Annotated in this window: 24 protein-coding genes; 8 read left to right on the top strand and 16 right to left on the bottom strand. The window is 38.6% G+C overall.

Annotated features, from left to right (window positions below):
* Window positions 1–55: 55 nt before the first annotated feature.
* Window positions 56–706, bottom strand: coding sequence for a LysM domain-containing protein (locus O3664_RS02460; RefSeq protein ID WP_247939695.1), 651 nt, complete (start codon window positions 704–706; stop codon window positions 56–58).
* A gap of 239 nt (window positions 707–945) precedes the next feature.
* Between O3664_RS02460 and sdaAB the strand changes: the two genes are divergently transcribed.
* From sdaAB to O3664_RS02475, 3 genes are read left to right on the top strand one after another with little or no spacing between them, the layout of a single operon-like run.
* Entirely contained in the window at window positions 946–1,617 is a 672-nt protein-coding gene (sdaAB, locus tag O3664_RS02465; protein WP_000838909.1) for an L-serine ammonia-lyase, iron-sulfur-dependent subunit beta, read from the top strand.
* Between the two features lie 8 nt (window positions 1,618–1,625).
* A complete protein-coding gene (sdaAA, locus tag O3664_RS02470; protein ID WP_371613595.1) occupies window positions 1,626–2,498 on the top strand; it encodes an L-serine ammonia-lyase, iron-sulfur-dependent, subunit alpha in 873 nt (290 codons plus the stop codon).
* A 21-nt stretch (window positions 2,499–2,519) separates the two neighbouring features.
* The gene (locus tag O3664_RS02475; protein ID WP_371613596.1) at window positions 2,520–3,152 is read left to right on the top strand and encodes an HAD family hydrolase; all 633 of its coding nucleotides are present in this window, start codon (window positions 2,520–2,522) and stop codon (window positions 3,150–3,152) included.
* A gap of 124 nt (window positions 3,153–3,276) precedes the next feature.
* Here the strand turns inward: O3664_RS02475 and O3664_RS02480 are convergent, their stop codons facing one another.
* Both O3664_RS02480 and O3664_RS02485 read right to left on the bottom strand, forming a co-directional pair.
* Window positions 3,277–5,127, bottom strand: coding sequence for a nucleoside-diphosphate sugar epimerase/dehydratase (locus tag O3664_RS02480; RefSeq protein ID WP_237447161.1), 1,851 nt, complete (start codon window positions 5,125–5,127; stop codon window positions 3,277–3,279).
* Window positions 5,128–5,212: 85 nt separating this feature from the next.
* Window positions 5,213–6,043 (bottom strand): glycosyltransferase, encoded by an 831-nt coding sequence (locus O3664_RS02485; protein WP_060627373.1) that lies wholly within the window; start codon window positions 6,041–6,043, stop codon window positions 5,213–5,215.
* A gap of 154 nt (window positions 6,044–6,197) precedes the next feature.
* Between O3664_RS02485 and O3664_RS02490 the strand changes: the two genes are divergently transcribed.
* From O3664_RS02490 to O3664_RS02510, 5 genes are all read left to right on the top strand, one after another.
* Window positions 6,198–7,364, top strand: a complete 1,167-nt coding sequence (locus O3664_RS02490; RefSeq protein WP_261037664.1) for an MFS transporter — start codon at window positions 6,198–6,200, stop codon at window positions 7,362–7,364.
* 138 nt (window positions 7,365–7,502) lie between these two features.
* Window positions 7,503–7,829, top strand: coding sequence for a PadR family transcriptional regulator (locus O3664_RS02495; RefSeq protein WP_000273858.1), 327 nt, complete (start codon window positions 7,503–7,505; stop codon window positions 7,827–7,829).
* A complete protein-coding gene (locus O3664_RS02500; RefSeq protein WP_024057314.1) occupies window positions 7,816–8,409 on the top strand; it encodes a DUF1700 domain-containing protein in 594 nt (197 codons plus the stop codon). Before O3664_RS02495 ends, O3664_RS02500 begins: the two co-directional genes overlap by 14 nt.
* Window positions 8,402–9,352: a DUF4097 family beta strand repeat-containing protein gene (locus tag O3664_RS02505; protein WP_371613597.1), complete on the top strand. Its 951-nt coding sequence runs from the start codon at window positions 8,402–8,404 to the stop codon at window positions 9,350–9,352. The genes O3664_RS02500 and O3664_RS02505 overlap by 8 nt, the downstream gene beginning before the upstream one ends.
* A gap of 62 nt (window positions 9,353–9,414) precedes the next feature.
* Window positions 9,415–10,479 carry a DUF6574 domain-containing protein gene (locus tag O3664_RS02510; protein WP_120719078.1) on the top strand — a complete coding sequence of 355 codons (1,065 nt, stop codon included), beginning with the start codon at window positions 9,415–9,417 and terminating at the stop codon, window positions 10,477–10,479.
* A gap of 236 nt (window positions 10,480–10,715) precedes the next feature.
* On the opposite strand, the gene O3664_RS02515 is transcribed toward O3664_RS02510, so the two are convergent.
* The 13 genes from O3664_RS02515 to O3664_RS02575 form a co-directional block, all read right to left on the bottom strand.
* Entirely contained in the window at window positions 10,716–12,746 is a 2,031-nt protein-coding gene (locus O3664_RS02515; RefSeq protein ID WP_020902115.1) for an ATP-binding cassette domain-containing protein, read from the bottom strand.
* Entirely contained in the window at window positions 12,739–13,320 is a 582-nt protein-coding gene (locus tag O3664_RS02520) for a hypothetical protein (protein ID WP_020902116.1), read from the bottom strand. Before O3664_RS02520 ends, O3664_RS02515 begins: the two co-directional genes overlap by 8 nt.
* 8 nt (window positions 13,321–13,328) lie before the next feature.
* The gene (locus O3664_RS02525; protein WP_020902117.1) at window positions 13,329–14,021 is read right to left on the bottom strand and encodes a hypothetical protein; all 693 of its coding nucleotides are present in this window, start codon (window positions 14,019–14,021) and stop codon (window positions 13,329–13,331) included.
* 23 nt (window positions 14,022–14,044) lie between these two features.
* Window positions 14,045–14,908, bottom strand: a complete 864-nt coding sequence (locus tag O3664_RS02530) for an ATP-binding cassette domain-containing protein (protein WP_020902118.1) — start codon at window positions 14,906–14,908, stop codon at window positions 14,045–14,047.
* Between the two features lie 472 nt (window positions 14,909–15,380).
* Window positions 15,381–15,974 carry a TlpA disulfide reductase family protein gene (locus O3664_RS02535; RefSeq protein WP_033682461.1) on the bottom strand — a complete coding sequence of 198 codons (594 nt, stop codon included), beginning with the start codon at window positions 15,972–15,974 and terminating at the stop codon, window positions 15,381–15,383.
* Window positions 15,971–16,192, bottom strand: coding sequence for a hypothetical protein (locus O3664_RS02540; RefSeq protein ID WP_000389381.1), 222 nt, complete (start codon window positions 16,190–16,192; stop codon window positions 15,971–15,973). The genes O3664_RS02535 and O3664_RS02540 overlap by 4 nt, the downstream gene beginning before the upstream one ends.
* A gap of 142 nt (window positions 16,193–16,334) precedes the next feature.
* Window positions 16,335–17,258 carry an XRE family transcriptional regulator gene (locus tag O3664_RS02545; protein ID WP_020902121.1) on the bottom strand — a complete coding sequence of 308 codons (924 nt, stop codon included), beginning with the start codon at window positions 17,256–17,258 and terminating at the stop codon, window positions 16,335–16,337.
* Between the two features lie 157 nt (window positions 17,259–17,415).
* Entirely contained in the window at window positions 17,416–18,276 is an 861-nt protein-coding gene (locus O3664_RS02550) for a DUF4299 family protein (protein WP_084950677.1), read from the bottom strand.
* A 121-nt stretch (window positions 18,277–18,397) separates the two neighbouring features.
* Window positions 18,398–19,384, bottom strand: coding sequence for a rhodanese-related sulfurtransferase (locus tag O3664_RS02555; RefSeq protein WP_001030024.1), 987 nt, complete (start codon window positions 19,382–19,384; stop codon window positions 18,398–18,400).
* Between the two features lie 131 nt (window positions 19,385–19,515).
* The gene (locus O3664_RS02560) at window positions 19,516–19,812 is read right to left on the bottom strand and encodes a bacteriocin immunity protein (RefSeq protein ID WP_261018596.1); all 297 of its coding nucleotides are present in this window, start codon (window positions 19,810–19,812) and stop codon (window positions 19,516–19,518) included.
* Window positions 19,813–19,868: 56 nt separating this feature from the next.
* A complete protein-coding gene (locus O3664_RS02565) occupies window positions 19,869–20,558 on the bottom strand; it encodes a lysostaphin resistance A-like protein (RefSeq protein ID WP_371613598.1) in 690 nt (229 codons plus the stop codon).
* A gap of 236 nt (window positions 20,559–20,794) precedes the next feature.
* Window positions 20,795–22,276, bottom strand: a complete 1,482-nt coding sequence (locus tag O3664_RS02570) for an ABC transporter substrate-binding protein (RefSeq protein WP_371613599.1) — start codon at window positions 22,274–22,276, stop codon at window positions 20,795–20,797.
* A 209-nt stretch (window positions 22,277–22,485) separates the two neighbouring features.
* Window positions 22,486–23,409: a carbohydrate ABC transporter permease gene (locus tag O3664_RS02575; protein WP_000818353.1), complete on the bottom strand. Its 924-nt coding sequence runs from the start codon at window positions 23,407–23,409 to the stop codon at window positions 22,486–22,488.

Below are 23,409 nucleotides of genomic sequence, written 5' to 3' on the forward strand. Positions count from 1 at the left end.
ATAAAAAAGTCGAGGGATTTCCTCGACCTTTTCATATTATTCTGTTCGTTATTTCTTAATACCAGCCGTTGTTAAGCCAGAAGTTTTTAGCAGCTGACCATGAACCGTAACGTCCTGCAACGTAGGCATCTGCTACACGTTCTTGGTTTTCAGCTGAGTAGTCACCGTTCAAGTATGAATCTGTCAATTGGTAACGTCCAATGTATTGGCCGTTTGTAGCTGTATAGCTACCACCTGATTCTTTTTGTGCAATCCATTCTTTAGCTTCTGCTTCAGATCCACTTACAGTTGCAGCTGGTGCTGAAGTTTCTGCTGCAGCAACAGTTTCTTCTGCAGCAGGTGCGCTTGCCACTGGAGCTGCTTCCTCTGCTACTTCTGTAGTTTCTGCTGCTGGAGCTGAAACAGTTTCATCTTGAGCTGCTGGTGCTGCATAAGTAGTTGGCGCTGGTGTTGCAACAGGTGCTACAGGACCGTCGATAACCAACTCTTGGCCAACATAAATCAAATGAACGTTGTCGATGTGGTTGTTTTCTGCCAATTTCTCAACAGTTGTGTTGTGAGTTTCAGCGATTTCTGAAAGTGTATCACCTTCTTTAACAGTGTAAGTTGATGATTCTTGAGCAGATACAAATGATGGAGCAAATACTGCAAACAAGGCAGCTACTCCTGCAAGAGTTGTTTTAATCTTTTTAGTTGTTGATTTCATATTTGAAAATTCTCCTTCTTTCTATAGTTCTATCATACCCTTTAAATATTACCGTTTCTTGACACTTTTATGTAGAAATATTACAAAATTATTTTTTATTTCCCTAAATAAGCTATTTTTTGTTACAAAAGATGCTTTTTTATGCTATTTGTAGTGTAAAAAGGTTTTCATCCACAATTAAAGCCAAGCCCTTCATTCTTTGATATAATAGAGATAAGAATTTTTATAAGGGGAAACTGATGAAATCACTTCGTTTTCAATCTGTCTTTGATATCATCGGACCAGTTATGATTGGCCCATCTAGTAGCCATACAGCTGGTGCTGTTCGTATTGGGAAGATTGTCTCTTCCATTTTTGATGATACTCCGACAGAAGTCGAATTCCAACTATTTAACTCATTTGCCAAAACCTATCGAGGTCACGGAACAGACCTAGCCCTTGTTGCAGGTATTTTGGGCATGGATACAGATGATCCTGAAATCCCAAACAGCCTGGAAATTGCCCACAAGCGTGGCATCAAGATTGTCTGGACCATTCAGAAAGACAGCAATGCTCCTCACCCAAACACCACTAAAATTACCGTCAAAAATGCTCACAAGACCATCAGCGTAACTGGTATTTCTATCGGTGGAGGAAATATTCAGGTAACCGAACTCAATGGCTTTGCCGTCTCTCTCAATATGAATACACCGACTATCATCATCGTTCATCAAGATATTCCAGGCATGATTGCCCTCGTAACAGAGGCACTTTCCCGCTATGATATCAATATCGCCCAGATGAATGTCACTCGTGAAAAAGCTGGTGAAAAAGCTATTATGATTATCGAAGTTGACAGTCGTAACTGTGATGAGGCCATCGAAGAAATTCGAAAAATTCCTCATCTCCACAATGTCAATTTCTTTAAATAGGAGGAAGCATGTTTTATTCTATCAAAGAATTGGTCGAGCAAGCAGATCTGGACTTTCAAGGAAATGTCTCAGAACTCATGATTACAACAGAGTTTGAATTGACCGGTCGCGAACGTGAAGAAGTCCTCCTTCTCATGGAACGAAATCTAGAAGTTATGAAAGCCTCTGTCCAACTCGGACTCAATGAAAATAAATCTCGTAGTGGCCTGACAGGTGGAGATGCTGCCAAATTGGATCACTACATCAAAAGCGGAAAAACTCTATCAGATTACACGATTCTCTCTGCTGCCCGAAATGCCATCGCAGTCAATGAACACAATGCCAAAATGGGCTTGGTCTGCGCTACTCCAACCGCTGGAAGTGCTGGCTGTCTGCCTTCCGTTCTAACAGCTGCTATTGAAAAATTAGACCTCAGCCACGAGCAACAGCTGGATTTTCTCTTTGCTGCCGGTGCCTTTGGACTAGTCATCGCAAACAATGCCTCTATCTCAGGTGCTGAAGGTGGCTGTCAGGCCGAGGTTGGTTCGGCCTCTGCTATGAGTGCTGCAGCCTTGACTCTAGCTGCCGGTGGAACACCTTATCAGGCCAGTCAGGCCATTGCCTTTGTCATTAAAAATATGCTAGGCCTCATCTGTGACCCTGTTGCCGGCTTGGTCGAAGTTCCCTGTGTCAAACGCAATGCCATGGGAGCTAGCTTTGCCTTCATCGCAGCAGACATGGCCCTGGCAGGTATCGAATCTAAAATCCCTGTGGATGAAGTTATCGATGCCATGTACCAAGTAGGAGCAAGCATGCCAACTGCCTTTCGTGAAACAGCTGAAGGTGGACTCGCTGCCACCCCTACTGGTCGTCGCCTCCAAAAAGAAATTTTCGGAGAATAAGCTTATCAAATAGGAGAAACCATGACCTCTATCTCAGCTATCTTTTTCGATCTGGACGGAACCCTCGTTGATAGTTCTATCGGGATTCACAATGCCTTTACCCATACCTTTAAGGAGCTGGGGGTACCTAGCCCTGATGCCAAAACTATTCGTGGTTTTATGGGACCGCCTCTTGAAAGTAGTTTTGCGACCTGCCTTCCCAAAGAACAAATTTCTGAAGCCGTGCAGATATACCGTTCGTACTATAAGGAGAAAGGCATCCATGAAGCTCAGCTCTTCCCTCATATTGTAGGCTTGCTTGAGAAGTTATCGAGCAATTACCCTCTTTATATCACCACTACAAAGAATACTCCAACCGCTCAAGACATGACTAAAAACTTGGGAATCTATCATTTCTTTGATGGCATTTATGGTTCCAGCCCCGAAGCACCCCATAAGACAGATGTCATACGCCAAGCCTTGCAGACACATCAACTAGCACCGGAACAAGCCATCATCATCGGAGATACCAAGTTTGATATGCTTGGAGCTCAAGAAACAGGCATTCAGAAATTGGCCGTCACTTGGGGATTTGGAGAGCAAGCAGATCTACTAAACTATCAGCCTGATTATATCGCCCACAAACCCATAGAAGTTTTGAGGTATTTTCAATAACATATACATACGACAAGGCGACGTTAACGTGGTTTGAAAAGATTTTCGAAGAGTATAAGTCTCTACATAACAAAACGCATATTACCAAGGTTTTTCAAGACCTGATAATATGCGTTTTTCTTTTTTATTCAACGTGGGTTGTTTGATTGGCAAAGGCGATAATGGCTTGCTTCAACTCATCTCCACTAAGAGTGCGGAACTCTTCAATCTTTTGATCGATGGCTTCTAGAGGCATGACATTAACCTTACCAACGAAAATCTTATCCATAACCTGATTGTCAACGAGTTCGGTTGATACCAAGAGTTCTTCGTAAAGTTTTTCTCCTGGGCGGATTCCAACTTCAACAATTGGAATTTCACTTTCGGTGTGTCCACTTAGAAGGACCATTTTCTTGGCCAAGTCATAAATCTTGACTGGTTTGCCCATATCAAGGATAAAGACTTCCCCATCCTTGGCATAAGCACCAGCGTGAATAACCAAACGGCTAGCTTCTGGAATAGTCATAAAGTAACGGGTCATGCGGAAATCTGTCACCGTTACAGGACCGCCTTCAGCAATCTGACGTTCAAAGACTGGAATGACACTACCACGGCTACCAAGAACATTTCCAAAACGAACTGCACAGTAGGTCGATTGGCTACGTTGGTTAAAGCCAGTGACAATCAACTCAGCCACGCGCTTGGTTGCTCCCATAACATTTGGTGGATTAACCGCCTTATCTGTCGAAATCATAACCATCTTAGGTACTTTGGCTTCATCAACAGCCTTAGCAACATTGTAAGTTCCACGAATATTGTTTTTGAAGGCTTCTTTTGGATTGCGCTCCATCATCGGAACGTGCTTGTGGGCAGCAGCATGGTAAACAATAGCTGGCTTGTACTGCTCAAAGACTTGCAAGAGACGGTCATAGTCTTGAATATCGGCAATAACTGGTACATAATCAATCCCTTGGAACTTACGAATCAGTTCATGATAAACAAGGTAGATTGAGTTTTCCCCATGACCGAGCAAGACGATGCGTTCAGGATTGAAACGGCTAACTTGTCGACAGATTTCAGAACCGATTGAACCACCAGCACCTGTAACCAAGATTGTCTTACCTGTCAGTTCTGCGCCCAGACGCGATTCATCAAGACGAATTTCCTGACGTCCCAAAAGGTCCGTAATATCAATTTTTTGGAAGCCAGTACCTGCTTGGTGAAGTCCCTGAACAACGGTTTCAACCTTAGGCATCTTGTAACATTTGACACCCAGCTTATTACACATCTGCAAGATACGTTCATATTCTGACGGGTCAAGCGACGGAATCGCAACGATAACACGCTCAATTTGATGGCGTTTGGCTAATTCAGGCAATTCATCATATGAACCCAAAACAGGAATCCCACCAAGTTTTTGTCCCTTTTTCTTCGCATCCTTATCCAAAATACCAACAAGTTCTAATTCACTAGTTGGATGTTGGTAACTATCCATAAAGAGAGCTCCACCATCACCGGCACCAATCAAGAAGGTCCGACGGTGTTCTCCATCACCACTTCCCTTTTTGCGTTTAGAGTAGATTAACTGCCAAGTAATCCGTGGCAATAAAATCAAGAAAGTACTCAACAAGATAAAGAGTACGATAAAACGGATGGAGAAGAGGGGCAAGAAGGCATAGCAGATACTATATGACAAGATACTGCTAGCAGTCACACCAAAAAAGATTTTCATGAAATCCGTAATCTTGCTGTAACGACTGATACTAGCGTTCAATCCCCAAAATCCAATCATTAATTGATAAAACAGGAAGGCCAAACTCGTATAGATAATGTAGTCAACAGGTGCTGGATTAATCAAGCCATAGAATAAGATATAAGATACAATGATGGAAACCACCATACTCAAAATATCAAATATTCCCCAGAAAACCTGTTTTTGTTGTTTATTTAAAATTTCCACCAGATCAATCACATAATCTGTGAGTTTTTTATTCATAGAAATTTACTCCTCCTTAAAAGAGCTGAATAGTTATATTGTTATTATAACATTTTTTCTCTAGTTTACGATTTGCTACAATCTTTTACTTGCTTTTTCGTAACAGTTTCATAAAAATAAACTGTCTGACAAATCCTGGACAAAGAGCAACAACCATCTGAATGGCAACACTCTTGGCATACTCCATGTAAGAAATTTGCCCTCTCTTCAGCATGCGCTGACGAGCCTGACGATAGAGTTTAAGGTAACGCAGTCCCCCACGACGCTCAAACATCCCTGCTCCAACACGAACCTTACACAAGATTTGATCCAGATTTCCAGTCTTAGCTCCTGCAGCAATCATATTGAGCCAGAGGAGATCATCCTCCATATAAAGGCCATCCTCATAGTTGCCTGCCTTGAGAACCATGTCCTTCTTGAACATGACAGTCATGTGGTTAAAGGCACTTCTCATCCTCTGATAAGCTACAATATCTGCATGTTGGGTCGGAACACGACGGTAAGAAACAATCTCATCAGGATTGTCAATAAATTCTGCAATATGTCCACCTAATAAGTCGAGGTTGTTCTTCTCCATTAGCTGAACCTGTTTCTCAAAACGGTCTGGAACAGCTATATCATCCGTATCCATACGGGCAATAATATCATACTGACACTGCAAAACACCCTGTCGAAGAGCCAGACCCAAACCTTGATTCTGCTCAAGAGGATAGCGTTTCACTGGAATATCAGACCCAGCTTCAAGCTGGTCTAATACCTGATAGAGCTCAGGTGTCAAAGGTCCATCCTCAACCAGAACCAATTCGCTCGGTTTCAGGGTCTGATTTTGAACACTCTCAATAGCATCCTTTAAAAATGTCGGATTTTCCTTGATATAGACCGACATCAATACGCTGATTTTTTGCTTTTCAGACACAGTTTTTCTCCAATGTATAGATTTCCTTCCACTATTTTATCATAATTTTCAAGACTTTCCCATTTTTATCTTGAAAGCCCAAAACCTTACTTGACATTATAAGGAAAAAACCTTAAAATAAGCTGTTATTAAAATCAGCTAGAAGAGGTATTATATGAAAAAGCAATCACTCTTTTTTGTTCCAGGTATTATCCTGATTGGTGTTTCCTTGCGGACTCCTTTCACTGTTTTACCCATTATATTGGGAGATATTTCGCAAGGGCTGGGAGTAGAAGTTAGTTCACTTGGTGTCTTGACCAGCCTTCCTCTCCTCATGTTTACCCTCTTCTCACTCTTTTCTACCCGACTGGCTCAAAAAATCGGCTTGGAGCATCTCTTCACCTACAGCCTCTTCTTCTTGACTATCGGTTCTCTCATTCGACTAATCAATCTGCCCCTGCTCTATCTAGGAACCTTGATGGTTGGGGCAAGTATCGCAGTCATCAATGTGCTGCTTCCTAGTCTTATCCAAGCCAATCAACCAAAGAAGATTGGTTTTCTGACCACCTTATATGTAACCTCTATGGGGATTGCAACGGCTCTGGCCTCCTATCTGGCTGTGCCTATTACACAAGCCAGTTCTTGGAAAGGACTCATCATCCTCCTCACCCTGCTCTGTCTAGCAACTTTTTTGGTCTGGCTACCTAATCACCGCTATAATCACAGACTGGCTCCACAAACCAAACAAAAAAGCAAAGCAAAGGTCATGCATAATAAACAGGTCTGGGCAGTGATTGTCTTTGCAGGTTTTCAATCCTTGCTCTTTTACACCGCTATGACCTGGCTACCTACCATGGCTATCCACGCAGGCCTATCCAGTCACGAAGCTGGCTTGCTGACTTCTATCTTCTCTCTGATTAGCATTCCTTTTTCTATGACTATCCCAAGCCTGACAACTAGTTTATCTACTCGTAACCGTCAGCTCATGCTCACTCTGGTCTCACTGGCTGGTGTGGTCGGTATTTCCATGCTCTTCTTCCCAATCAATAATTTCTTTTACTGGCTTGCCATCCATCTCCTCATCGGAACCGCAACAAGCGCCCTCTTCCCTTATCTCATGGTCAACTTTTCACTCAAGACAAGCGCTCCTGAAAAGACAGCCCAATTGTCAGGTCTATCTCAAACAGGAGGCTATATCCTAGCAGCCTTTGGACCAACCCTCTTTGGTTACAGTTTTGACCTTTTCCACTCTTGGGTACCAGCTGTAGCTGCCCTCTTACTCGTCGATATCCTGATGACTGTGGCCCTCTTTACAGTGGACAGAGCCGATAAAATCCTCTAAACTTCTAGTTTTGCCTAGAAGTTTTTTATATATAAAAATTTTACACATTTCTCTTGACAGGGCTTTCATTTAGATGTACAATATATGTGTAGAAAAATTATATATAAAAATCTTACACATTAGAAAAGGAGGTTCCCCATGTACTTTCCAACATCCTCTGCCTTGATTGAATTTCTCATCTTGGCTGTACTGGAGCAGGATGATTCTTATGGTTATGAGATTAGCCAAACCATTAAGCTGATTGCTAATATCAAAGAATCTACACTCTATCCCATTCTCAAAAAATTGGAAGGCAATAGCTTTCTGACAACCTATTCTAGAGAGTTCCAAGGTCGCATGCGCAAATACTACTCCTTGACAAATGGTGGTATAGAACAGCTCGTGACCCTAAAAGATGAATGGGCACTCTATACAGACACCATTAATGGCATCATAGAAGGGAGTATCCGCCATGACAAGAACTGAATACCTGACTCAGCTAGAACTCTATCTCAAAAAACTGCCTCAGGCTGACCAAATTGAAGCCATGGACTATTTCAGGGAACTCTTTGACGATGCTGGAGTCGAAGGAGAAGAAGAACTCATCGCTAGCTTAGGAACTCCTAAGGAAGCAGCTCACGAAGTCCTCTCCAATCTTCTCGATAAAAAAATTAATGAGGCACCCGCTCAAAAAAATAACCGACAAATTTTGCATATCGCCTTGTTAGCTCTCCTTGCAGCACCCATCGGTATTCCTCTGGGAATCGCCATCCTCGTGTCCCTGTTCGCAATCCTTGTGGCAGCCTTGACTGTCATTCTAGCTTTCTTTGCGGTTTCCATACTTGGTATCATCGGCGGATTCCTATTTTTAGTTGAAAGTTTCACTGTTCTCGCCCAAGCCAAATCAGCCTTTATCTTAATTTTTGGTGCTGGTTTACTGGCTATCGGTGCTTCTTCACTAGTCTTACTAGGTATTTCCTATGTAGCCCGCTTCTTCGGTCTACTCATTGTTCGCCTGGTGCAATTTGTTCTCAAAAAAGGAAAGAGAGGTGACCAGCATGCGTAAATGGACAAAAGGATTTCTCATTTTTGGTGTGGTGACTACCATTATCGGCTTTATCCTGCTCTTTGTAGGGATCCAATCTGACGGGATTAAGAGTCTGCTTGCCATGTCCAAGGAGCCTGTCTATGATAGTCGGATGGAAGAGCTGACCTTTGGTAAGGAAGTCGAAAACCTAGAGATTACGCTCCACCAACACGCGCTCACCATCACAGACTCTTTGGATGATCAAATCCACATTTCTTACCATCCATCTCTTTCTGCTCACCATGATCTTATCACAAATCAGAACGATAAAACGCTGAGCCTCACTGATAAGAAACTGTCTGAAACTCCATTTCTCTCTTCTGGAATTGGCGGGATTCTCCATATCGCAAGCAACTACTCTCGTCGTTTTGAAGAAGTTATTCTCCAAGTTCCAAAGGGAAGAAGTCTAAAAGGGATCAACATCTCAGCAAATCGCGGTCAAACCAGTATCACTAATGCTAGTCTTGAAAATGCGACCATCAATACCAATAATAGCTATCTCCTCCGAATTGAAGGAAGTCGTATCAAAAACAGTAGACTCACAACCCCTAATATCATTAATATCTTTGATACAGACCTTACAGATAGTCAGCTAGAGTCAACAGAACATCACTTCCACGCTGAAAATATCCAAGTACACGGTAAGGTGGAATTGGTGGCGAAAACAGACCTACAACTGCTACTTTCCGAAGAAGAAAAACAAAGAATCAACTTAGATCTTTCAACAAAACATGGTTCTATTCTTCATTTTGTGAGAGAAGGAAGACGTTCATTTAACAATAAAGAAAACAGAGATGAACATTTAAGCAATCCTTATAAAACAGAAAAAGCTGATGTGAAAGATCAACTCATAGCAAGGGCAGACCAATATATCTATCTACTCAAAGCAGAGGAACACGAGTCTTCTTCTAGAAATCGTTGACAAAAACGCTTACATTCGCTACTATGGAAGCATATTTATCTAACTAAAAAGGAGGTTCTACCATGAAACAAGAATGGTTTGAAAGTAATGATTTTGTAAAAACAACAAGCAAGAACAAACCTGAAGAGCAAGCTCAAGAGGTTGCAGACAAGGCTGAAGAAACGATAGCTAATCTCGATACGCCAATTGAAAAAAATACTCAAGTAGAGGAGGAAGTCTCTCAAGCTGAGGTCGAACTGGAAAGCCAGCAAGAAGAGAAAATTGAAGCTCCTGAAGACAGTGAAGCGAGAACAGAAATAGAAGAAAAGAAAGCATTAGATTCTACTGAAGAAGAGTCAGACCTTTCTAAAGAAACAGAAAAAGTCACTATAGCTGAAGAGAGTCAAGAAGCACTTCCTCAGCAAAAACCAACCACGAAAGAGCCCCTTCTTATCAGTCAATCCTTAGAAAGTCCCTATATCCCCGACCAAGCTCCAAAATCTACGGATAGATGGAAAGAGCAAGCGCTTGATTTTTGGTCTTGGCTAGTGGAGGCTCTCAAATCTCCTACAAGCAGTCTTGAAACAAGTAGCACACACAGTTACACAGCCTTCCTCTTGCTCATTCTGTTTTCTGCATCTTCCTTTTTCTTTAGTATCTACCACATCAAACATGCTTACTATGGACATATAGCAACTATGCATAATCACTTCCCTGAACAATTTGCTTCATTAAATCTCTTTTCGATTATCTCTATCCTAGTAGCAACAACACTCTTCTTCTTTTCATTCCTCTTGGGTGGTTTCGTCGTGAGACGATTTATCTACCAAGAAAAGGACTGGACGCTAGAAAAGGTTCTCCAACAATATAGTCAACTCTTGGCAATTCCAATCTTCCTCACTGCTATTGCTAGTTTCTTTGCCTTCTTTGATAGCCTGCGATTTACAGCCCTCTTGTGTGTGATTAGCATTGGAATCATTCTGCTTGCTAGTCTCCATATCATTACAAGGCCAAGTCAAGCAAGTGAAACCGACTCCTTCTATCAATTATTCTTGTCTGTCCTTGTGAACGGAGTCATTATCCTCCTCTTCTTTGTAGCTGAAGTGGCACTGATTGGAGATTATCTTCGTATCTTAGCCTTTCTTTAAGATTCAATCCTGTCATCCATGGCAGGATTTTTCTATACCAAAAAGCAAGTCGATTGACCTGCTTCTGATTTACTCTTCTTGTGCTAATGCTTTAAAATCTTTGTCCTAGGATGGGTTTTATTCCTAGAGTTCAGTAGTATGATAACGTTGCTATGAAGTTCGTTATTCCAAATATTATGCAAACTAGTTATATGTAAAATTAAGATTAGAAACCACCAATCTCCATTTATTAACTTTTAATGAAATTCGTCCATATTAATAACTTTACCTGCTCTAGCAATAACATCCTTATCATGAGTCACGACAATAACAATCTTTTCCTCGTTCACTAATTTCTCAACCTCATTTAGAAATAATTCAGTTGAGTTTCTGTCCAAATTTCCTGTAGGCTCATCAAATAGATAGATGTCCTTTTCTTGCGATAAACTCCTCATGAGTAGAATTTTTTGTTTCTGACCTTGCGAAATATTGGTGGCTTTCCCATCAATCTGATGACTTAGAGCTATATTGAGATTCAGACTATCAAGATTATTTGATTCATAGTTTTCCTTATTAAATAGAGTGAAATTAATATTTTTTGAAACACTTCCAGGGAATACATGAAATTCAGATGAATACACGCTTAAATAATCTAAAATATTAGTCTCCTCTAAAGTAGAAAAACTTTCCATTCCATTCAGTACAATATCACCCTCTGTTGGAGAAGATAATCCCTGAATAATATTCAAAAGAGATGATTTCCCAGTTCCATTCCCGCCTGTAATAACGGTTAATTCACCACTATTGAACTCAAAATTTAATTTAGTAAACACCAATCTTTCATCCCATTTTTTACATAAATTCCGGCATGACAATTGTTCAATTTTAGATACTGGAATGGTAGCAAGATTACTTTCCATCCCTACTTCCTCTAGTCCAATAAACTCAAAGGAATATTGACTTTTTTTCAATGCTACCCAAGATGTAATTAAAGAATTTAAAATGCTGGATAACAGTAATAAAATCAAAATACTATTTGTATACTCCGATATATGTGCGTAATCTATAATAATATTTACAGTAGCAAGCAAAAATGAACCAGTTAAACCAATAAATATCTGCGTAGAAGCTAATAATCTATTGGTAATATGTGTACTATCTAGTTTCGTTCCCAATAGTTCATTGAGTCTTTCATCAAATTCTTTGATGAAGTCGCTAGATTTTTGGAAACTTATAATATCTTGCAAACCATAAATTGTATTTTCTACCAGAGAACTAAAGTTAGAACTATTAGCAATAAATTCTCGCTGATTTTTTACAACTTTTCGTATTTCAAAATTGACATATAAACCAAGAATAGCTATAGATACGCATGTAACTGCGAAAATAATAATATTCAATTTTAATAGCAATAACAGTAGCAAACAAAACACTAAAAGCTGTACCTTTAAGTAAAATTTTTGCATAATACCTGTTGCTGATAACAATAAATTCCAAAAATAACTACTCACATACTCATAATTTTTAGTTAAAGAAAAATCATTTAATTGGTTCTTATAAAAAGAGGACAGAATATCATTTAAAAAATTATTCTCAATCTTTCCTTTTAATCTCGTTTCTAATATAGAGAACTGCCAATACAAATATGAAGCTAATATTATTGAAGCTAGGGTAAATAGTTGAATACTAAACTGAATGTTAAGTAGACCAGACATTGTTATTTGTAGTAAAAAAGCAATAGCAATAGGTAAACTAATTTTAGCTAATCCCAAGAAAAAGATTGCCAATTTTCTCTTCCAACCAAGTGAAGCTAGAAATCTATGATATAACTTATCTGCATAGCTTATCGTAACAATATCTTTTCTATCTTCTGAATTAACATTCTCATTCTTTTGAGGAATTAAAACAATTCCTACACTCTGACTAAAAAGTTCTAATCTTGAAATTTTCTCAATTTCCTCATTTGCAGGATCAGAAACAATCAATGAACTACTGTCTCCATCCAACACGACGATATAATGAGGCAAGCTAGCTCTTTCTACTACTAGTAAATAAGGAAATGATACGTTGTTTAACAAACTAGGAGTCTCAATTTGATAAGAATCCGCATCAATACCATAGCTTTTTAGTATATCTTCTATATCAAACAAAGACAGTCCTTGGTGGTTATTGTTATCAAATTGTAGACTATCTAAATGTTCTAATTTTGGGAAATAGTAAGAAATGATTGTCTTTACACAAGCCATTCCACAATCCAGCAAAGTTGCTTGTTTATAGTGACTAACCATTATTTTCTCCTTTTTCAACACTTATCTTACTATAACCATCAACTTCAATGACGCTATTCGAAGTTTGATTTGTCGTAGGAACCTTTAAAACTTCTCCTGTATTATTTGTATGCAAAGTATAGATTCCATCAAAATCTTTAGGAACTGTAATAGATACATCGCCAACAAGAGTATCTACAAAAATTTTTTCGAAAGTTGCATTTTTCCCTAAGGAAATGGTTACATATAACTTGTCTTTCCCTTGTGAACTCAAAGCCAAATTAAAGCCATGTTGTGAAAATGGAATATATAGACTATCTGAACTCATTTTAACGTTTTTAGTTATGTTATTCACTGATTCTTCGGAAACTTTTCCTTCTATTTGAACACTTGTTTCATCTGATTCACTCTTGACAACTTTAACATCAATTGCTTGCTTTGAACCATAAAACTCTAACGTTTTAATACTTTTAGAAGAAAGAGCCCACGATTGTTTTACACTGATTGTCGTCTCTCCTCGTTTTAAGGTTAATAAAATTCCAGCCACTACAAACAGTAACAACAGCCCAATTACAATTCCTATTTTTTTCATCATTAGTACTCCTACTTAAATTCTTTTTTACTGAATACAACAAACGCAAGTACAATCACTGCTATACTTACCAATATAGGATAGCCTACATTCGTAAGGGTAAATTGACTTACTCCAGGGGAAGTTTTCAAATTTAAAGTCATTAATAAATAGTCTCTCACACTCTCACCAGAGTTTGGAAGGACATAAACCAATAGGTTATCAAACAGTAAAATATAGAGTATATAAATCATACATGATTCATAAACCTTATCAAATATTTGAAAAATTAATAATGAGATACTGATAATAACCAAATAGTATGGTAGTTGATGTAAAAATGTCGAAACAATCAACACCAAGTCTCCCTCCAAATAGACGAGGGCTGTTAAACTATAAAAAATAGTTACATATAGGAAAGACAAACAAAAGGCTCCCAAAGTTTTATATAAAAATAACTTCCAACGTTGTTTTTCTTTTGTGAGGAGAATGTTAATCGTACGGAAACTATAATCTTCCCCCCAGAAAAATAAATTAGTAGAGATAAAAAGCAAAGGAATAAAACCACTCACATTTGAAATCAATACTCGAAATGCTGGTTCATCTTCATTCGATGACTTAAAAAATAAGGAGAATAACAAAATCAATAATCCTATCAACAAACTAGGAAGTACTCCTCTTTTTTCCCAGTAAAATTTATACATATCTGCTTTAAGAGAATTCATGACTCTCCTCCTTTCTTAAATCATCAGATAATATTATGCAAATAGTAGTCCTCAAAGCGTTCTTTCTTAATATAAATATCCTGTATCACTAGATTTGACACGACACTATATTCCAAGATAGCCATTAATTTTTCCTTTTCTGGCACAACCAGATAGTCATCCTGCTCAAAATGAACAATGCCCTCTTCTTTTAAAAACGTTTTTAGAATCTGATTATTACTCGTCTTAAGGAAGAGCTTTTCTGACAAATCATTTGCTAGCTCTTTTGAACTCATCACATTTAGAATCTTTCCTTTTTTCATGATGATATACTTATCTGTTATAAATTCCAATTCTGACAGAATATGGCTCGAGATTAAAAAAGTAACTCCTAACTGATCCCGTAAATTCAAAATCATTTTTCTTAAATCTGAAATCCCTTGAGGATCTAAACCATTCACTGGTTCATCTAAGATAATAAGCTCTGGATTATCCAAAAGCGCAATTGCTATCGATAGTCTTTGCTTCATTCCAAGGGAATAGTTTTTTACTTTTCGATCCCATGACGGTTCCGGCAAGTGAACCAATTCCAACATTTTTGTGATATCTGTCTTTAAACCAAATCTTGTTTTATAATATTGCAGGTGTTGACGTCCAGTCAAGTTTGGATAGAGGGCAGGTGATTCGATAATACTACCAATCTTATGCTGCGAAACACTCTCAATTTCTCCCTTATCAGCTTGAATTAGTCCTAGAAGAATTCTCATTAAGGTTGTCTTTCCTGCACCATTTTCACCGATAAGACCACATATTTCCCCTTGCTCAATATCAAAGGAAATATTATGTAAAACCTGTTCTTTCCCATATGTTTTATCAATATTTTTAAGACTTAAAATCACACGATTCATAGTTTCTCTCCGTTCATTATATTAAAAAGTCTCTGACAAGGAATGAACCCTGCCAGAGATTTTTAGATTACGTTAACTCCAGCAGAAGAACCCAATACCTGTGAGCATTCCATAAATACCGAGTGGTGAAACAGCACAAAATTGACCTGCCACAATGTGTTTTTTATGTTTATTACTTAGTTTTTTCATTACTTAACCCTCCTTTTAATCCCAACAAAATATACCTACTCCATATCGAAGACCTATAATACAAAAGCGACCTGCTACAATGTGCTGTTTATTTTTGTTACTTAGTTTTTTCACTACTTCATCCTCCTATTTAATCCCAACAAAATATGCCTACTCCATATCGAAGACCTATAATACAAAAGCGACCTGCTACAATGTGTCTTTTGACACGTCCAGTTAGTTTTCTCATCAGAAAACCCTCCTTTTAAAAAATTTTTTATAATAACCAAATGAGATTCTCATTTCAGTCATTTATTAACTGTTTTAAATCTTTAGACAAGATTTCTTCGCTTCCTTGTTCTACATAAATTTGTTTCACTATCCCATCTTTATCCACTATAAATATTGTTGGAATAGCTTTTACATCAAAAAACTTAAAAGCTTGTAAATCTTGATCTATATAAACTGGAAAGGTAAAACCCTGATTCCTTAAAAATTGATGAGAGGTTTCAAGTGTTTCACGTTCCCCATCAACTATATCCACCATAAAGAAATCAACTTTATCTTGGTATTTATCATAAAGGCGCTGAATGATTGGGAGCTCTTTTTGGCAATCAGGACACCAACTAGCCCAGAATACCACAACCTTTGGTCTAAACTTATAATCTGATAGTTGAACCTGTGCTCCCTCATTAGAGGTTAACAATGCATTCTTGAATGTTGTATTTTTAGTTTTTGAAATATATTGGTTTATTTCCTCCTCTTTTTTTAAGAGGAGCTCTTGCGCTGTTTCTTCTTGATGATGAGATTCCTGGTTTTGATAGTAAAATCCTGCTAAAAATAAAGATGCTATCACAAGAAGAACCATTGTCTCTACAACATGTTTTTTTGACATCATGGATTGTCCTCCACTTCTGAAATTCTAAAACTTTCGATAATAGATAATTCTTCTGGTAAGATTAAAACTCGCTCTTCGCCTGCATCTAAAATAGCTAAACGGAATGGTTCCTTATTCAACTCTATTTGTACCAACTTTTGCTCCGTCGTGTTATTTCGAAACAGCAAACTGTGGCGAGTTTGTGTAAACGTCTCTAGCGAGATACTAAAATCTTCCATTTCTATCTCCTATCCAGAAAACCAAAAACTAAGACTTAAGAATACTTCAAATCCAAACATGCTTCTTTCCTCCTTATCTCTTGTTCTTTATGATCATAGTATAGCGCTTTCAAAAATAAAAAAACATGACAAAAATGTCATGTTAGCTCTCCATTTCCTCAAAAGTTTTTAAATCTTTTTCTTTTTCTCCCAATATACGCGCTTCTAATACTTGGTCTCCAAATGCTTGAGCACAAATAATAGCTCTATCGTATAAGCGGATGGCTTTTTCCTTATCCCGTTTATGAAATAAGGTACACATAGCTTCAAGCATATCAACAATTGGCTTGTTTTGAAAATCCTGCGATAAAATCATCAGCCTGTTCATCGCCTTAACATAAGGCTCAAAAGTGGAGTAAGATTTTTCCATCCATTGAACAGCTAAAGAATCAAGCACTGTTCTCTTTAACATATAAGCTGTCTCTAAATCGGATGAATTTGTTTCTCTTATAAGTTTTTTAGAAAGCATCCAAAACAGTTCATGATGATACCCAATCGGTCTTGCTAAACACGAAACAAAGTACAATTTTATCAGAAGCAAATCATTCACCGAATAGTTTTTCCTTATCTTTACTTGTTCAAAATATTCATCCAGCAAAGCATCGCCAAAACCTGCATCTTCACTTACAAAGACATCAAAACTAGCTTGTAAGGCACTAACTGCAATCTGCTCATCCTCAGGTAGACTGTCATAATAGTGTTCGTAAACTCTTTCAAACAACTCTTCCTTAACTTGGATTCTATCATCATCTCCATAAGTTTGAAACTTAATGAGTTTATCCTTTAATATCAAGTACTCGGAGGGTAAAATCATATGATCCATATCTACTATATGTGAAATTGAACAGCCTAGTTTGTAAGCTATATACTCTACCTTGGATAAACTCGGGGAAGACTGGCCTGATTCAATCCGTGCTAATTGGCGCACCGTTATCTCAGTTTCATCATCACAAAGAGTTTCACGAGTGATATGTTTCATCTCTCGCAACATTCGGATTCTTTTACCTACTTCCTTCTTGATATCCATCTTAAAATCTCCTGATAATTAGTTACCGAATAATATTATATTTTTTATATTATGCTGTTTTTTATTGAACTAAGCAATTCTTAAAATTTTATATTACAAAACTTAACAAGACTAAACCATATTTCGCACGCTAAATAGCAATTGACCTGCTTCTGCTTTACTCTTCTTGTGCTAATGTTTTAAAATCTTTTTCTAAGATGGGTTGTACTTCTAATTGATTGGCATCTAGTTGGTGGTAAAGTTCTGACGGTAGTACCTCAAGGAATTTTGCATAGTCCAAGCGGGCAATGGCTTCATAGTCTTCTGGTTTAGAGCCATCTCCTGTGATTTGAACCAAGTCAATCTCCCACTGCACTTCCTTATCCACCAATTGCTCCATATAGGCTGCAGGAACAAATGGTTCTCTCGGTAAAACAGTCTTGACTCCTTGAGCCAGATGATAAACACCGTGCACTTGGCCTTCTCCATCCTGATAGAAGGAAACTCTTGCAAAGTAGGCGTCTGTCTCTTGAACCGCACGCACACGCGCTTCAAACTGAGCCAAGCCGTCTTCCTCTAAAAAGCTTTTCAAATCCTCATGACTAAAGAAAACAGGATTAAAAATTCCTTGGCAAATCGTAAAACGAGCCGCAGTGTCTGCAATATGAGCTTGAATACTTGCTTGGAAATAAGCTTCAAAATCAAAACCATCTAGTCCTTCAATCTCAGTTCCTGTATAAGCAAGCAGAGCATCTAAAAATGCTTTGATAATCTGCCAGTCTGTCTTCGTTAGTAGGTCAGGAAGATCGACACGGTAAGCCTTTTGACCATCAGCATAACTGACCTTAAAAAGAAATTGTGATTGCCCCACTATCGCACACTCGATATACTCAAGACGGTTAAGAGGCTGACGGAGATAGACAGCATCATAGCTATGTGACTCCAAATCATCTACCAAGGCCAAGATCGACTTGGCAGTCAAAATTTCCTGTTCTCCTAAAATGCTCTGTTTATTTGGAATAAAAAATGTTTTCGTCATAACTGGACTCCTTTGAAATCGTTTACATATAGTATACCCTATTTTCCTGAAAGATACAGAAACAAACTTTAGATTTTTTAGTAAAAAGCATAGAAAAACAGCCCCTAAGGACTGTTTAATTTTATACAGTAGCTGCTTGATCCAAGCTTTCACCGATAGCGGCTAGGCGCTCGACAACTTCAGCTTGTGTCAATTCATTTTCTGAAACATAGCGGTTACGTGGGTGAACACGGCACTCGTGTGAGCATCCACGAAGGTACTTGTCTTCATTTTCTTCTGATGTCAAGATACGACGGTTACAGAATGGATTTCCACAGTTGACATAACGTTCACATGGTGTTCCATCAAACCAGTCTTTTCCTACGATGGTTGGGTTGACATGGTTGACATCTACGGCAATACGCTCGTCAAAGACGTACATTTTCCCATCCCAAAGTTCACCTTGGACTTCTGGGTCTTTACCGTAAGTTGCAATTCCTCCGTGCAATTGGCCGACATCTTTGTAGCCTTCACGGACCATCCAGCCTGAGAATTTCTCACAGCGAACCCCACCTGTACAGTAAACCACGACACGCTTGTCCATGAATTTTTCCTTGTTATCACGGACCCATTGTGGCAACTCACGGAAGTTGCGGATATCTGGGCGAATAGCCCCACGGAAGTGTCCTAGGTCGTACTCATAATCGTTACGTGTGTCAAGGACAACTGTATCTTCGTCAAGAAGAGCTTCTTTGAACTCTTTTGGAGACAAGTAAGCACCTGTTGTTTCAAGTGGGTTGATGTCATTGTCAAAGTCGTTGTCTTCCAAACCAAGGTGGACAATCTCTTTCTTGTAGCGAACAAACATCTTCTTGAAGGCTTGTTCACTTTCTTCGTCAATCTTGAACCAGAGGTCTTCCATACCTGGGAGGCTGTGAACATAGTCCATGTATTTTTGAGTTGTTTCATAATCCCCTGAAACTGTTCCGTTAATTCCCTCGTCAGCGACTAGGATACGGCCTTTAAGGCCGATTGATTTACAGAAAGCCAAGTGGTCTGCAGCAAATTGCTCTGCATTTTCAATTGGAGTATAAAGGTAGTAAAGTAAGACACGAATATCTTTTGCCATAAGATTTGTTCTCTTTTCTATTCTTAAATTTTCAGAATTTTTCATCTAACTATACTAGTATACCTGCTTGAGAAAACGAATGCAATTTATTTGACTGGAAATTGTAGAAAGGGATTTATCCCTGCGCTTCATCAATAACCATAGCGAATAGCAGATAATTCTCTCAATTTTTTGATCTGCTCAGCTTGACTTTCTGACAAACTTAGCTTGTTATCAATCAATACGCGCGCAAGGTCAACGTTCATTTGACTCAAAATAAATGGAGTAGAGGTCCCATCGTCCTCTAATCGTCTTTTATAACTCACTAACTGATTTTTCAAAGGAGCAAGTTGATGCGTATTGTTTATACCTTCCAGTAGGTTATCTATGATCGTCATGGCTTCACAACGCCGTTCACTTCCTCCTGCAAACCATTTTAATGGTGTCATTCTCATTTTCCTCCTTAAATTGAAAAGCTATCATTCCTAACTCTCGTACCAATATTTCACCCAAATACCCTGTGTAAAAAAGTCAACAAAAATGGTAATGTCGCGAAAATATTATTAATCACATGCACCGCATAGGATGGATAAATACTCTTGGTATAGCGGGTCAAACTAGCAAAGATGATGCCAGATGTTGCAAAGACGAAGATATCTAACAAACTAGGCAGGCTTGAAAAATGAGGAAGAGCAAATAAAATGGAAGGAAGGAGCAAATCAAGGCCAAATCTCGAATGCTTAAAAAAGGCGTGTTGCAGTAATCCTCTATAAATCAGCTCTTCCATAAGTGGAGTCAGAAAGAACAGGGTTATATAGATACCTAGCTCAGCAAAGTTGGTCCCACTATAACCGATCAATATCGCCCAACCTTCAGCAGTTGACTGAACATGTTTAGCTGCCTGAACGTTAAAAGAGATATAGAGCACTACCACTAGTACTGTCAAAATCGAATACCAAAGCCATTTTTTTCTCGGAATGCGAAAGAGATAACCGTGGCCTGTCTTAACCAGAATCCAAATCATGACTCCGCTAAATAGCAAACTCAAGATATTTCGAATCCAGAAAAAATTTCCTACTTGAGAAGAAAATTGCCAATAATTTTGAATGATAAACGTCAACTGAGAAAGACCAAATACGAAAAATAAGTAAGACAAGACTGCACTTATTTTGAAGACAAGCTGATACTTTTTCATGTGATCCCTCCTTTGTAAACTCGAGACGTCTCTAATATAAGCTATATTTCTCCAAATCCTTACTCTAAATCCTAAATAGTGCTTGAGATTTCCTGAATGGCTAAAATAAGGGAAATGAGGAAACAGGAGTATCTATGTCTTTATTTCAAAAAATCACTGCCTTCCCCAGATAAGCCTGAGGAAAACAGTGATTTTTAGTTTAGGAGTTAGGAATGAATACACGAAATCAATTGATCTTATGATTTTTTGTTTTTCAAGAATTCATCGTATTGTTTTTGCATTTCGTTCAATACTTTTTCGTAGGCACCTTCAGATTTCAATTTTTCCATCAATTCTGGAATAGCTTTGTCTGGATCTACAGTACCAGTGTTAATAGCTGTATCGAATTGTTGCATTGTGTTAGAGATTGCTGAGATTTCAGATTTCACATTGTCAGTGTTAAAGATGAATCCAAGAGCTGGAGATTCTTTAGCTTCTGCCAATTGTTTCTTAGAATCTGCAATTTGTTGATCTGTAACGTTTTCGTTGATGTAAAGGATCCAGTTGTTACCAGTATTCCATCCACCCATGTGAGTGTTTCCTTTGTAGCCATCAAGGACTTTAACACGGTTTTCTTTACCTGCAAGTTTTTCCCAGTTCTTGCCTTCTGGACCGTAAACAAGACCGTTCAAGAGTTCTGGGTTAGTGTTCAAGAGGTTCAACACTTCCATTGATTTTTCTTTGTTCTTAGAGTTGTTTGAGATAACAAAGTTAGCAACTTGTGTTGTTTGGTTTTTCTTGATGAAGTTAGTGATTGGTTTGATTTGGATATCTTTGTTCGCAACACGTGAAAGCAAGCTGTTACCGTAGTCAGCTGGTCCTACTGTTTCTTCACGAACGAACCAAGTATCTTGTTGAAGATCAAATGAAGTATCGCTTGTTGCTACGTCTTTTGGAATGTATCCAGCTTCATAGAATTTGTGAAGCGTCTTCAAGTGTTCTTTGAAACGAGGTACTTCGTAACGGTTTACGATCTTAGTAGTGTCTCCTTCAAGGTCGATAACGAATGGAAGTCCATTTGGAACTGGGTAGTCAAAGTTATCAGATGGGATGAAGTTCTTAGTAACCGCAAATGGCACTACGTCTGGAGCTTTTTCTTTGATTTGTTTCAAGACTGGTTCAAGTGTTTCATATGAAGTGACACCTGAAATATCGATACCGTATTTAGCAAGAAGAGTTCCGTTGAAGGCAAAGTTTTGAGATGATGCAACGTTGGCTGCAACTGGAACTGCGTAAATTTTACCGTTAATGCTGTTACCTTTGATGTAAGCTGGGTCAAGTGCTTTGTAAAGTTCTGCCCCTTCTTTCTTGTACAAGTCAGTCAAGTCAGCATAAGCACCTTTTTGAGCATTTACAACATAGTTAGATGCAAAGGCGATATCGTAGTTTTCACCAGATGATGTGATAACTGACATTTTCTTATCATAGTCACCCCATCCAAGATATTGGATATCCAATTTAGCACCAACTTTTTCTCCGATGATTTTGTTAGCATTTTCTAGCAATTCATCCAAGTTATCTGGCTTGTCACCAATTTGATACATTTTGATAACAGGTTTTTCACCTGAAGCTGAGTCAGCAGCTTTCTTGTTACCTGAAAGGTTTCCACAAGCAGCGAGACCAGCAGCCAAAGCGACTACACTAGCAGATGCAAAAGCATATTTTTTCCAGTTTTTCATGACAAAAACTCCTTTTTTTATTTTTAAACTTATAAACAATGTAATGATCTTATACTCAATGAAAATCAAAGAGCAAACTAGGAAACTAGCCGCAGGCTGTACTTGGGTACGGCAAGGCGACGTTGACGCGGTTTGAATTTGATTTTCGAAGAGTATTAACTTCACGCAAGGGAAGTTGGGAAACGAGAAATGTTCTTTCTCAATAAGCACTATTCTTTCACACCACCGATAGTCAAACCTTTTACAAAGTAGCGTTGGAAGAATGGATACAAAATCGCGATTGGAAGGGTTGCGACCACAACCATGGCCATACGTCCTGTTTCTTTCGGTAGAGCAACTCCCAGTTGACCAGATAGACCGACTGCTTTGGCGATGTAATCCATATTTTGCTGGATTTGCATGAGCAAATATTGCAATGGATACAAGTTGTCACTCTTGATGTAAAGAAGGGCGTTGAACCAGTCATTCCAGAAACCAAGAGCTGTTAAGAGCGTGATGGTTGCGATACCTGGTAGTGACAATGGCAAACAGATTTGGAAGAAGATCCGGGCCTCACTAGCACCATCGATACGAGCGGATTCTAGAATAGCTTCTGGAATGGTCTTCTTGAAGAAGGAACGCATCAAGATGATGTTAAATGGTGAGAGAAGCATTGGAACAATCAAGGCCCAAACTGTATCACCAAGTTGAAGTAAACGAGTTACCACGATATAGCCCGGTACCAAACCAGCGTTGAACAACATACTAAGAAGGGCAAAAATCGTAAAGAATCTGCGATACTTAAAGGTTGTCCGTGAGATGGCGTAGGCATAAGTTGTTGTGATAAAAACGTTTGTGATAGTCCCCACCACTGTTACAAAGACTGAGATGAAGAGGGCTTGGAGGATTTTATCCTTAAATTGTGCCAAGAACTCAAAACCGTCTAATCCAAATTGAGATGGGAAGAAGCTATATCCATTTTGGAGGATACTCTTTTCATCTGTCACCGAAATAACGATAACGAATACAAAAGGTAGGATACAAGAAAGGGCAACCAAACCAGAAATGGTACTAAAGAAGATATCTGCTTTCTTACTGAAGGAGTGAATGCCGACATTATCAATTTTTTCTTTTTTAATTTTCTTTTCTGCCAT

The sequence above is a fragment of the Streptococcus sp. 27098_8_109 genome, assembly GCF_041432295.1.
Classification (GTDB): domain Bacteria; phylum Bacillota; class Bacilli; order Lactobacillales; family Streptococcaceae; genus Streptococcus.